Consider the following 12,031-nt stretch of genomic DNA (forward strand, 5'->3'; position numbering starts at 1 on the left):
CCGAGGATCAGGCGTCCAGATTCGGAATCATCATCGACTCCAGTCGTGCGATCGCATCCTTGAGTTGCAGCTTGCGCTTCTTGAGGCGGCGCAGTTCGAGCTGGTTGCAGTAGAGCTGCATTTCCATCTCGGTGATGGCGAGGTCGAGTTGGCGGTGTTCGGCCCGCAGGTCGCAGACCTTGGCGCGAATCTCGGTGCGGGTGTACTGGATCATGCCGGCTCGGGCTCCCGGTTGAGCAGCGGGGCCAGGAAGCGGCCGGTGTGGGAGGCCTCGACCTCGGCGACTGCTTCCGGTGTGCCTGTCGCGACGACCGTGCCGCCGCCGTCGCCGCCCTCCGGACCCATGTCGATGATCCAGTCGGCGGTCTTGATGACATCCAGGTTGTGTTCGATCACCACGACGGTATTCCCCGCATCCCGAAGCCTAGAGAGTACCCCGAGCAGTTGGGCAATATCGTGAAAATGCAGTCCGGTGGTGGGTTCGTCGAGGATGTAGAGCGTCTTCCCGGTGTCGCGCTTGGACAGTTCGCGCGCCAGTTTCACGCGCTGCGCCTCGCCGCCGGATAGCGTCGTCGCGTTCTGGCCGAGCTTGACGTAGGACAGGCCGACTTCCATCAGCGTTTCCAGCTTGCGGTGGATGACCGGCACCGGCTTGAAGAAGCTGGTGGCCTCCTCGACGGTCATGTCCAGCACCTCGGCGATGCTGCGACCCTTGTATTGGATGTCCAGGGTTTCGCGGTTGTAGCGCGCGCCCTTGCAGACATCGCAGGGCACATACACGTCCGGCAGGAAGTGCATTTCGACCTTGATGACGCCATCGCCCTGGCAGGCTTCGCAGCGACCGCCCTTGACGTTGAACGAGAAGCGGCCGGGCTTGTAGCCGCGAGCGCGCGCTTCGGGTACCGCGGCGAACAGGTCGCGGATTGGCGTGAACAGTCCGGTGTAGGTCGCCGGATTCGAGCGCGGCGTGCGGCCGATCGGGCTCTGGTCGATGTCGATGACCTTGTCGAAATGCTCCAGGCCGTGGATCGCGCGTGCCGGAGCGGCATGGTGATGCGCGCGGTTGAGCTCGCGGGCGACGTGCTTGTACAGCGTCTCGTTGATCAGCGTGGACTTGCCGGAGCCGGAGACGCCGGTGATGCAGACCATCAGCCCGACCGGAATCTTTACCGTGACATTCTGAAGATTGTTGCCGGTGGCCCCTTCGATGATTAGCGACTGCTTGTCGTTCGGGGCATGACGCTGCTCGGGCACGGCGATGCTGCGGCGGCCGCTGAGGTAGTCGCCGGTCAGCGACTCGGTGGCGCTCTCGATGTCCGCGGGCGTGCCCTGGGCGATGATCTGGCCGCCATGTACGCCAGCGCCGGGGCCGATGTCGATGACATGGTCGGCAAGCCGGATGGCGTCCTCGTCGTGTTCGACAACAATCACCGTATTGCCGAGGTCGCGCAGCCGGAACAGGGTGTCCAGCAGCCGTCGGTTGTCGCGCTGGTGCAGGCCGATGGATGGCTCGTCCAGCACGTACATCACGCCCACCAGCCCGGCGCCGATCTGGCTCGCGAGGCGAATGCGCTGGGCCTCGCCGCCGGACAGCGTGTCCGCGCTGCGTGACAGGGTCAGGTAGTCGAGACCGACATCGACCAGAAACATCAGGCGCTCGCCGATCTCCTTGAGAATCGGGCGGGCGATTTCGGCGTGGCGGCCGGTCAGGTTCAGTGCCTGGATGGTGTTCTGCGCCTCGTGGACTGAGGTGCGGACCAGTTCAGGCAGGCGGCGGCCGTCGACCTTCACATGCCGCGCGGCGCGGTTCAGCCGCTCGCCATTGCAGTCGGGGCAGGGCTTGTTGGCGAGGTATTTCGCCAGTTCCTCGCGGACCGCCACGGAATCGGTCTCGCGGTAGCGGCGTTCCATGTTCGGGATGATGCCCTCGAAGCGATGCCGCCGCGTGCGCGTGCGGCCGCCCTGGCCGGGGTAGGAAAACTCGAAGGCGTCGCGGCCGCTGCCGTAGAGCACGACTTGCTGCACCGACTCGTCGAGTTCGTCGAAGGGCGTGTCCAGATCGAAGTCGAAGTGGCGGGCCAGCGATTCGATCAGCGAGTAGAAGTAGGCGTTGCGCTTGTCCCAGCCACGGATGGCGCCGTCGCCCAGTGGCACGTCGGGGTGCGCGACCACGCGTTCCTGGTCGAACACCTGCATCTGGCCCAGGCCATCGCAGGTCGGGCAGGCGCCGGTCGGGTTGTTGAAGGAAAACAGCCGCGGTTCTAGCTCGCCGATGGCCCAGCCGCAGACCTTGCAGGCATAGCGCGAGGAGAAGGTGATCGACTCGCCCTCGCGGTTATAGGGCGCCAGCGTCGCCACGCCATCGGCCAGATTCAGCGCGGTTTCGAAGGATTCGGCCAGGCGCTGCTTCAGATCCTCGCGAATCTTGAAGCGGTCGACCACGGCTTCGATCGTGTGCTTGGTCTTCTTGTTGAGTTCCGGCGCCTCATCCAGCTCGACCACGGTGCCGTCGATGCGCGCGCGGATGAAGCCCTGGCTGCGCAACTGCTCGATGATCTGCTTGTGTTCGCCCTTGCGGCCATCAACGACCGGCGCCAGCAGCATCCAGGCCGAGCCCTCTTCCTGCTCCAGCGTCTTGTCGACCATCTGGCTGACGGTCTGGGCGATCAGCTCACCGCCGTGATCGGGGCAGGACGGGATGCCGGTACGGGCGTAGAGCAGACGCAGGTAGTCGTAGATTTCGGTGACCGTGCCGACGGTCGAGCGCGGGTTGTGCGAGGTCGACTTCTGCTCGATGGAGATCGCCGGCGACAGGCCTTCGATGGAGTCGATGTCGGGCTTTTCCATCATCGACAGGAACTGACGGGCGTAGGCGGACAGACTCTCGACGTAGCGGCGCTGGCCCTCGGCGTAGATGGTGTCGAAGGCCAGCGAGGACTTGCCCGAGCCTGACAATCCGGTGATCACGATCAGGCGGTCGCGCGGCAGCGTCAGGTCGACATTGCGCAGATTGTGCGTGCGCGCGCCGCGTATCTCGATGGTGTCCATAGGGGGCGGAAACCTGTCGCCGGAGGGAACGGGAAAGCGCGAAAGTTTAGCAGCGTGTCGGGTGATACCATGCACACGCGTTTCGTTCTTCTTGTATTGCCTTCCGGATGAATTCCCTCGAACGCCGCGCCGTGGGTGGCCTGGCGCTGGTCTATTGGCTGCGCATGCTGGGCCTGTTCATGGTGCTGCCGGTGCTGGCCGCCTACGCCGATGACTATGCCCGCGCCACGCCGGTTCTGGTGGGGCTTGCGGTGGGTGTCTACGGCCTCACCCAGGCCGTGCTGCAGCTACCGTTCGGGCTGGCCTCCGATCGACTGGGGCGGATTCCGGTCATCGTGTTCGGCCTGGTCGTGTTCTTTGCCGGCAGCCTGGTCGCCGCCTCGGCGGAGTCCATCGAGTGGCTGATCGTCGGGCGGGCCTTGCAGGGTGCCGGCGCCGTTGCCGCGGCGGTCAACGCATTGCTGGCCGATTTGACCCGACCGGCCGTGCGCACGACCGCAATGGCGATTCTGGGCATTTCGATCGGCATGGCGTTCCTGGTGGCGCTGATGATCGGTCCGGTGCTGACCGCATGGCTGGGCCTGGCTGGCGTGTTCCGGCTGGCGGCGGCGTTCGCCTTCCTCGCGATTCTGGTCCTGCTGGTGCTGATTCCCCGGCCGGAGCGGCGCGAGCCGACGACCTTGGTCAGCGGGCTGAACGCCGCGCTGCGCGACACGCGTCTGCATCCCCTGTACGCGGGCATTTTCGTGCTGCATGCGGCGATGACCGCAGTGTTTGTCGCGGTCCCCGTGCTGCTCAGCCGGCGGCTGGGCGTGGATGCCGGCGAGCAGTGGTCGGTGTTCGCCCCGGCCATGCTGGTGTCCATTCTGCCGTTGCCGATCCTGATCTGGTTGGCCGAGCGGCGCGGGCATCAGGCCGCAGTCGTGCTTGTTTGCATTGCCATCGCGGCGGTGTCGCTGGTCGGCATGACGCGGGTGGTCGCAACCGGTTCGATGTTCCTGGCGCTGAGCGTCTACTTCGCCGGCTTCAACCTGCTGGAGGCGACCATGCCGTCGCTGGTCTCGCAGGCCGCGCAGGTCGAGGCGCGCGGCGCCGCGCTGGGCATGTACTCCACGGCCCAGTTCCTCGGTGCGTTCACCGGCGGCGCGGCCGGCGGCTGGATCATGGCCGGCTGGGGGCTCAATGGCGTGCTGGTCGCCGCGGGTGGCCTGCTTGCGAGCTGGCTGCTGTTTGCGCCGCGTACGCCGTGGCGAACACTCAAGGCAGCCTGATGATTCGGGCGCTGTGGTCAGCATGACCCGACTGCGGGTACGCTAACCGGCTTCTTCAAACCAGCTTTTCGGGGACTCTCGCATGGCACGTGGCATCAACAAAGTCATTCTCGTCGGCAACCTCGGGGCGGACCCGGAAACCCGGCGCATCCCGAGCAGCGGTGCGCAGGTCACCAATATCCGGATCGCCACGTCCGAGACCTGGCGCGACAAGCAGTCCGGCGAGCAGAAGGAACGAACCGAATGGCACAGCGTGGCGTTCTTCGGCCGTCTGGCGGAGATCGCCGCCGAATATCTGCGCAAGGGTTCACAGGTCTACGTCGAAGGCTCGCTGCGTACCCGCAAGTGGCAGGGCAATGACGGCCAGGACCGCTACACCACCGAAATCATCGCCAACGAAATGCAGATGCTCGGCGGGCGCGGCGGTTCGGGCGGTGGTGGTGGTGGCTTCGGAGGCGGTTCCTCGTCCGGTGGCGGCTACGGCGGCGGCGGTGGTGGCGGCGGCAACTACGGTGGCGGCCGATCCGGCGGTGGCAATGGCGGCAACGCGCCGTCGCCGCAGCCGGTTGATGACTTCGGCGACGACGACATTCCGTTCTAGAGCCTCAGGCGTCCAGCCAGCGTTCGGCCACGCGGGGCACATGCTCGCAGGCATTGCCCCGCAACCAGTCGAACCCGTCCGGGCAGCGGGCCAGTTCCGGCGCGACGATCACCCGTTCGCCGGCGTTGACGGCGTGATGCACCCAGTCGGCCACCGGCCAGACCTGCAGCGAGGTGCCGACGACGAGAAAGCGATCGGCGGCGCGGATGCGGTCCAGGCTGTCATCAATGTGCCGCACCGTCTCGCCGAACCAGACCACGTCCGGACGCAACTGGGCGCCGTCTTCGGCGAGATCGCCCAGACGGATGTCGCGATCCTGCATGGCCAGCTTCAATGACGGCGTGCGGCTGCTGCGGGCGGTCATGATCTCGCCGTGCACATGCAGCACGTCGGTCGAGCCGGCGCGCTCGTGCAGGTTGTCGACATTTTGCGTGACCACCGTGACCTGATGGCGCTGTTCCAGCGCGGCCACGGCCCGGTGCGCGGCGTTGGGCTCGGCATCGCGCACCATGGCGCGGCGAAAGTTGTAGAAATCGAGCACCCGCTGCGGATCATCGGCGAAGGCCTCCGGAGTGGCCAGGGTTTCGGCGCGAACACCGTTCCACAACCCGCCCGCGCCTCGGAACGTGGGCAGGCCGCTTTCGGCGCTGATGCCTGCGCCGCTGAGTACAACAATCTTCAAGAGCTTCTTCTCCCGACCTGGTGACACGGGTTTCGATCGCCCCTCCCATTGGAACCCGCGTCGTCCTTCGGCGCGACCGCTTGCCACGATATGCCTCCCTTGACTACGGTCATGCACAGGGGCGCGTGCGCTGGTGATGCCGCGCCGGAACAGGCAGGGAAGCATGTTTCATCGCGTGAATCGATCTTGGCGATCGCCGTCGCTTGGTGCGGTGGCCCTGCTGCTGGGCGGCATGGGGTTGCTGGCCGGCTGCGACGGGCTGGCCGCCACGCAGGCGTCGGAGATTCCCAAGGGCTTTCGCGGGGAATGGAATCTGCATTTCGAGGACTGTGGCAGCGGCCGCAACGACACGCGGCTTCGCGTCGATGCCGAGAAGATCCAGTTCTACGAGAGCACCGCCTATGTGCAGGCCGTGGAGCGCATTTCGCCGCAGGAGATTCGCGTGGACCTGCGATTCAGCGGTGAAGGCGATTTCTGGAGCCGGACCTACCACTACCGGCTGTCCAACAACCGCCAGGCGCTGATTGACCTGAGTGGCGAGAGCGAACTGCGCCGCTACCGTTGCGCTCAGGCTGGTTAGTCGCGGCTACTCGGCGTAACCGAAACGCGCGGCGGTGGGCCAGGTGATCCGGCTGATCAGGTCGAGTTCGCTGGCTTCGAAGGCCGGTTGGTAGTAGCCCGGCAGCTTCAGTCGCGCCGCGGCGGCCTCGATGACGGGGTGGTCGATGTCCAGCCCGCAGTGCGTGTAGGCGGACTCCAGCACTGGTTCGGAATCCTTGCAAAGTGCTTCGTAGCGGATGACCTGACAGGCGTCGCGCAGCGCCGGATTGGCATCGAGCTGGTCGGCCACGGTGCTGTAGACCATGGCCCAGTACTTGGCCCAGCCTTCCACCTCGCGCCCGCGCGCCCACAGGTCCTGCACTTCAAGAATCGCGTCGTCGTCACCGGTGTGCATCGGCCGCCGGTCCAGGCCGAACTCGAAATGGCCGACGCGGCGCATGTGGTCCAGCGAGCGTGGATGGGCCTGTTCGCCAGCCTCGAACAGAGTCTGCTGCTTCATCAGCGAGGCGATGTGCCACACCGGATCACGGATGGGCAGCAGAAATCTGGCGTCTGGAAACAGCTTGAGGATGTATTCCAGGCGCATCAGGTTGTAGTTGCCCTTGGCGACGTAGCGCGCAGCGCCGCGAATGGCCAGCAGCTTGCGGATGTGCTCGCGGTAGAAGGCCTCGAACGGCGGGTGCCGTGTGCTGTCGTTGAGCACGTTGCTGTGGGCAGGGTTGTGCGTCTCCGGAAAGAACGCCATCCACAGCACCTCCTCGAAGGCTTCTGGGCTGCGCGAGGTGACGCTGATGCCGTCGCCATGCGCGCGCTCCTTGGCGTCTTCCTTCGGTTCCGGCACGCGCGACAGCCAGCGATCCCACAGCCAGGGCGTCATCACCGGCGGGAAGTCCCGGTACTGGTGCGTGCCGACATCGGCGTGCTCGGCCAGCAGCTCCAGCAGGATGGTGGTCCCGGAACGCGCCAGGCCGGCGATGTAGATCGGCGCCTTGATCTCCACGCTGGCGATGGCGTCCTCGGCCATCCGCGTGTCGAAGTTGCCGAGGCCGATGGCCGACTCGGGATGGTTGTGCTGCCAACCGCTCATCCAGTGCATCCAGGTCGGCACGGCAAAGCTGCCGACGGCGGCCTCGCTGGGTTTGGATCGGGCGGTGCGTTGGGGTGTATGGATATCGTTCATTGGATTTTTGCCCAGCGGTACATCAGCAGGGAAACGACGAACATGACGGGCATGAACACGGCCAGCCAGGATCGGAGCCATTCCGGTCCGAACGGCAGCACATGCCGCTCGGGCAGCGCGATCCACACCTGCTCGACCGGCCCGTCCTCGGGGAGATAGCCCAGCGGGTTGTCCGCCAGCCAGTGCCACCACGGCCGCTTGGTGACGATGCCTACCGGCGCGGTCATGTCGATCTCGGCGACAACCCGCGAGCCTTCGAGCACCAACAGTGAGGCGGGTTGGCTGCCGCCATCCCAGCGGGTCACGGCACCCTCGGGCACGGTGCGCACCGTCGGCGGATCATCCGGCGGCGGCAGGCGATGGCCGTAATAGGTCTCCGCCCACAGCAGCAGGCTCAGCAGTGGCACGATGGCCAGCAACGTGCCCGGCACGACCAGACCGACATGGCGCAGCGCGGTCGAGAACTGCTGCTTGATCAGCGGTCCGGCATCGGCGAAGTCCCCGTCGAAGGCGTTCAGCCGCGCCCGCGCCTCACGGGCCTCGGTCTTGGCTTCGGCGATGCGCGACTGCGGCGACAGCCACTTGTAGAGCAGCATGGTCACGATCGCGGCCAGCCCGGCCCAGATGACCAGGCGCAGCCAGTCGGGCAGCGCGGTGGCCATCAGCCGGTCCGCTGTCGAAAAGACCGGAGCCGGCGAGTCGAAGATGCCCATGGATGACTCCCTTTCGCGGGTGGGTCAGGCCGTGCGCCCGGATTCCGGGCCCTGCGGCTGGCGGACGTCGGCGGCCGGCTCATCCGGTGTCTCGTCCATGGCCTCGGCCTGCTCCGCCTGGGCGGCCAGCCTGCGGCGACGGCGCGCGCGGCGGATGGGCCACAGCAGTACGAACAGCACGGCGGCGCCCAGCGCGGCGATCAGCCCCCACAGCGCGCCCAACAGGCTCAGTCCGGCGCCGGGTCCGACATAGGCCTGGGCCGCGGCCATCGGGGCGATGCACGCCAGCATCGCCAGCGCGACTTGCAGGCTTCGGTGGTTGGTTTGCTCGGGTTTGTGGTGCATGGCTTAGCTCCTGGTTGCGGATTGCAGGCGTGCGCGGAATGCCGGTGTCAGTTCGTCCGGCGTCAGGCGCTGTCCGGAGGACACGACGGGAATGAACTGGTCGTTGTCGCCCCCGCGGACGGGGTTGATGAACTCCCAGACGATCTCGCCGTCCGGCGAGACTTCCAGCAGGCGGCCACCATCGGATTCGGTGATCAGGTAGTTGCCGTTGGGAAACTTGGTCACGGCCGCGCGCAGCTTGCTTTCCAGCGGCTTGTCGGCGCTGCCCGCGTAGGAGAAAACGGCGCCACCGGTGCTCGGGTCGACTTCGAGAATCCGGCTGCGGTCGCCGTCGGTGTAGTGCCCGTAGTTGTCGAACACGGTGAAGTTGCCGTTCGGCCAGGCCTGGATGGAATGCTGGCCATGCCAGGGACCCTTGGTGGCCCAGGTCATTTCGCCGGAGTCCAGGTCGATCAGCGCGGGCGCGGCGGGGTGGCGCATCGAGATCAGCACCTGATTGCCCTTGCCTCGGGCCGGCGCGAAGACCGCTGCGAGCTCGTCGTCGATCAGCTGGATGCTGTTGGTGTGCAGCGGATCTTCCAGCGCGAAATAGGGAATCGCGGTCAGAATGATCTGGTACTTGGAATCGTAGAACGCATCGAAGACCGAGATTTGCTGTTGCGGCTGCCCGGTCTCGCCATCGATGACGACCACCTGGTCGTCGAGGAACGGCTTGGCCAGCGAGGAGAAGACCTCGTAGCGGGTATCACGAAAGCCGTGGGTGAGCGCCAGCACACGGCCGTCGGAGCCGAGGTCGAAGTCGTGATGCACGGCGCCGTGGTACGACCAGATCACCTCGGAGTCGGCGTTGAGCTTCACCATGCCGTAGCCCCAGGGCGTGTCGGCCGCGGCGATGTAGATCGCGATCAGGTCACCATCGGGCTCCATGATGGCCTTGCGCCAGTACATCAGGTCGTCTCGCTGCGCCGGGCGGCCATCGGGCGTGCTGTCCCAGAGTTCGCGGTACGGCAGGCTCCAGCGGTGGACCTCCTGGCCGTCCATGTCGATCAGGTGAGCGCTGGTGCTGCCGCCGCGGGTATAGAGGGTGTAGCCCTGATAGGCCTGGGCCGGGTCATGGATCGTGGTGCCGCGGGCATCGGTGCGCGCCTCGCGCCACTGGTCCGTCTGCACGTAGGAGTTCTCGATCTCGCGCCGGAGCAGTAGCGCGCGGCCCGCCTTGTAGGCATTGGTCAGCGGTTCGGCCGGGAAGACCTTCGTCAGCATGACCGCCGCCCCGCCGAGGAAGGCGAGGAACAGGCATGCAACGAAAAACGCGGCAAAGCCGAGGCGGTCCGAATTGTCCATGCAGAGAACCCTCGTTCTGGGTTCCCCCGCCCGTCGCGGTCCCTGACAGGCCCGCGACGTCTCCTTGCCTGCTCAGACTCTGCCCGATTTCATTTGGTTCCACGGCGATGTTCACGCCGCGTGGGACGAAGCTTTGGTATTCTCCGCGCCCGCGACGGGCAGCCCGCCGCCCGGTTTGTATGAATCTCCAAGCGCGATCATTTCGATGTTCAACCGTTTTCTTGTTGTCTGCACCGGCAATATCTGCCGAAGCCCCATGGGCGAATACCTGCTGCGCGAGCGTCTGGCGGACCGGCCGAACGCGGTCGTGGAGTCCGCGGGCATCGGTGCGCTGGTTGGTCACCCGGCCGATCCGCTAGCGCTGGAGGTGATGCAGGAGAACGGTCTGGATGCCAGCGCGCATCGCGCCCGGCAGATCGACAAGGACATGATCGCCCACTCCGATCTGGTGCTGGTGATGGACAAGGGCCACCTGCAGTGGATTCACCAGAATTTCCCGATGTCGCGTGGCCGCGTGCACCTGATCGGCCGCTGGCGCAACAACGCCGAGGTGGCCGATCCGTACCGCCGGCCGCGTGAGGCCTTCGAGCAGGCCTGGCGTGACACGGTGGCGTCCGTGGATGACTGGATGACCAAGGTCTAGCCAACGCGTATCCGTCCAGGCCGCCGCATGGCGGTTTTGCGCCAAAGCGCCACATCATTCCCTTATACTGCCCGGTTCCTTCGAGCCCAGATGCGTCATGCCGCACGGCAAGCTATACATCAAGACTTTCGGCTGTCAGATGAACAGCTACGACTCGGACAAGATGGCCGATGTCCTCGCGCGTTCCCATCAGCTGGAACGAACGCATGATCCCGACGAGGCGGACGTGCTGCTGCTCAACACCTGTTCCGTGCGCGAGAAGGCGCAGGAAAAGGTGTTTTCCGAGCTGGGACGGTTGCGGCCGCTGAAGGACGGCAAGCCCGATCTGCTGATCGGCGTGGGTGGCTGCGTGGCTTCGCAGGAAGGTGACGCGATTGCCGAGCGGGCGCCGTTCGTGGACCTGGTCTTCGGGCCGCAGACCGTGCACAGACTGCCGGAGATGGTCGATCAGGCGCGCGCGAAACGCCGCACCATCGTCGACATCTCGTTCCCCGAGATCGAGAAATTCGACAACCTGCCCGAGCCGCGTGCGGACGGTCCAACCGCGTTCGTGTCGATCATGGAGGGCTGCAGCAAGTACTGCACGTTCTGCGTGGTGCCCTACACGCGCGGCGAGGAGATCAGCCGCCCGCTGGACGACGTGCTGACCGAGGTCGCGCAGCTCGCCGAGCAGGGCGTGCGCGAAATCACCTACCTGGGCCAGAACGTCAACGCCTACCGCGGCGCGATGGCCGACGGCGCCACGGCCGACCTGGCGCTGCTGATTCACTACACCGCCGAGATGCCGGGCATCCAGCGCATCCGCTTCACGACTTCGCATCCGGCCGAGTTCACCGACGACCTGATCGCCGCCTACGCCGAGGTGCCAAAGCTTGCGGGCTATCTGCATCTGCCGGTGCAGGCCGGCTCCGACCGCATTCTTGCGATGATGAAACGCGGCCACACCGCGGCCGAGTACCTGGACAAGATCGCCCGGCTGCGAGCCGCGCGTCCGGACATCGCGCTGTCCACCGACATCATCGTCGGATTCCCGACCGAATCGGATTCGGATTTCGCGGCGACGATGAACGTGGTCCACGAAGCCGGTTTCGACCACGCGTTTTCGTTCAACTACAGCCCGCGCCCGGGCACGCCGGCGGCCAATCTGGCTGACACGGTGCCGGCCGAGGAAAAGTCCAAGCGCCTGCAGATTCTCCAGAACCGCGTGCGCCAGCAGGGTATGCGCTATGCCGAATCGCTGGTCGGCAGCACGCAGCAGGTGCTGGTCGAGCGGGCGTCGGTGAAGTCCCCCAACCAGATGGCCGGACGTGCCGGCAACAACCGCTGGGTCAACTTCGATGGCAGCGCGGCGCTGATCGGGCAGATGGTCGATGTCGTGATCACCGAGGCGCTGCCGAACTCATTGCGCGGCCGGCTGGTTGCCGCGAGCGCGGCGGCCTGAGACGGTCGAACGGGTCAGGATGACAGTGGTGACAGAGACCGACGCCGAAACCGAGCCGCGCGACGTGGTGCTCATGCCCGCGGACAACGTGCGGCTGGCCCGTTTGTGCGGGCCGCTGGACGCCAACCTGCGCGAGATCGAGCGGCGGCTGGATGTCGAGATCCGCAATCGCGGCAACCGCTTCCAGATTCACGGTGACACC

12 protein-coding genes are annotated in these 12,031 nt (G+C 66.0%); 5 read left to right on the plus strand and 7 right to left on the minus strand.

Annotation, left to right across the window (positions count from 1 at the left end; genetic code table 11):
* Positions 1–7 precede the first annotated feature (7 nt).
* Complete coding sequence (locus tag ABNS06_RS01905) at positions 8–214, minus strand: DUF465 domain-containing protein (RefSeq protein WP_348672271.1); 207 nt, start codon at positions 212–214, stop codon at positions 8–10.
* Complete coding sequence (gene uvrA, locus ABNS06_RS01910; RefSeq protein WP_348672272.1) at positions 211–3,048, minus strand: excinuclease ABC subunit UvrA; 2,838 nt, start codon at positions 3,046–3,048, stop codon at positions 211–213. Before uvrA ends, ABNS06_RS01905 begins: the two co-directional genes overlap by 4 nt.
* Before the next feature lie 107 nt (positions 3,049–3,155).
* On the opposite strand from uvrA, the gene ABNS06_RS01915 reads away from it, so the two are divergent.
* The gene (locus ABNS06_RS01915) at positions 3,156–4,319 is read left to right on the plus strand and encodes an MFS transporter (RefSeq protein WP_348672273.1); all 1,164 of its coding nucleotides are present in this window, start codon (positions 3,156–3,158) and stop codon (positions 4,317–4,319) included.
* An 82-nt stretch (positions 4,320–4,401) separates the two neighbouring features.
* Positions 4,402–4,920: a single-stranded DNA-binding protein gene (gene ssb, locus ABNS06_RS01920; RefSeq protein ID WP_348672274.1), complete on the plus strand. Its 519-nt coding sequence runs from the start codon at positions 4,402–4,404 to the stop codon at positions 4,918–4,920.
* A 4-nt stretch (positions 4,921–4,924) separates the two neighbouring features.
* Here ssb and ABNS06_RS01925 read toward each other — a convergent pair whose 3' ends face one another.
* Entirely contained in the window at positions 4,925–5,602 is a 678-nt protein-coding gene (locus ABNS06_RS01925; protein WP_348672275.1) for an NAD-dependent deacylase, read from the minus strand.
* Between the two features lie 175 nt (positions 5,603–5,777).
* On the opposite strand from ABNS06_RS01925, the gene ABNS06_RS01930 reads away from it, so the two are divergent.
* Entirely contained in the window at positions 5,778–6,182 is a 405-nt protein-coding gene (locus ABNS06_RS01930) for a hypothetical protein (RefSeq protein ID WP_348672276.1), read from the plus strand.
* A 6-nt stretch (positions 6,183–6,188) separates the two neighbouring features.
* On the opposite strand, the gene ABNS06_RS01935 is transcribed toward ABNS06_RS01930, so the two are convergent.
* From ABNS06_RS01935 to ABNS06_RS01950, 4 genes are read right to left on the minus strand one after another with little or no spacing between them, the layout of a single operon-like run.
* The gene (locus tag ABNS06_RS01935; protein ID WP_348672277.1) at positions 6,189–7,343 is read right to left on the minus strand and encodes a sulfotransferase; all 1,155 of its coding nucleotides are present in this window, start codon (positions 7,341–7,343) and stop codon (positions 6,189–6,191) included.
* On the minus strand, positions 7,340–8,056 hold the full coding sequence (locus tag ABNS06_RS01940) for a hypothetical protein (protein WP_348672278.1): 717 nt from the start codon (positions 8,054–8,056) through the stop codon (positions 7,340–7,342). The genes ABNS06_RS01935 and ABNS06_RS01940 overlap by 4 nt, the downstream gene beginning before the upstream one ends.
* A gap of 24 nt (positions 8,057–8,080) precedes the next feature.
* Positions 8,081–8,401, minus strand: coding sequence for a hypothetical protein (locus ABNS06_RS01945; protein WP_348672279.1), 321 nt, complete (start codon positions 8,399–8,401; stop codon positions 8,081–8,083).
* Between the two features lie 3 nt (positions 8,402–8,404).
* On the minus strand, positions 8,405–9,745 hold the full coding sequence (locus ABNS06_RS01950; protein WP_348672280.1) for an arylsulfotransferase family protein: 1,341 nt from the start codon (positions 9,743–9,745) through the stop codon (positions 8,405–8,407).
* A 205-nt stretch (positions 9,746–9,950) separates the two neighbouring features.
* Here ABNS06_RS01950 and ABNS06_RS01955 point away from each other — a divergent pair, with 205 nt between their 5' ends.
* Together ABNS06_RS01955 and miaB are read left to right on the plus strand one after the other, a co-directional pair.
* The gene (locus ABNS06_RS01955) at positions 9,951–10,388 is read left to right on the plus strand and encodes a low molecular weight protein-tyrosine-phosphatase (protein ID WP_348672281.1); all 438 of its coding nucleotides are present in this window, start codon (positions 9,951–9,953) and stop codon (positions 10,386–10,388) included.
* 97 nt (positions 10,389–10,485) lie between these two features.
* Complete coding sequence (gene miaB, locus ABNS06_RS01960) at positions 10,486–11,829, plus strand: tRNA (N6-isopentenyl adenosine(37)-C2)-methylthiotransferase MiaB (protein WP_348672282.1); 1,344 nt, start codon at positions 10,486–10,488, stop codon at positions 11,827–11,829.
* The last annotated feature ends 202 nt before the right edge of the window (positions 11,830–12,031 follow it).

This window comes from uncultured Abyssibacter sp. (assembly GCF_964000955.1).
In the GTDB taxonomy this organism is placed as follows: domain Bacteria; phylum Pseudomonadota; class Gammaproteobacteria; order Nevskiales; family OUC007; genus Abyssibacter.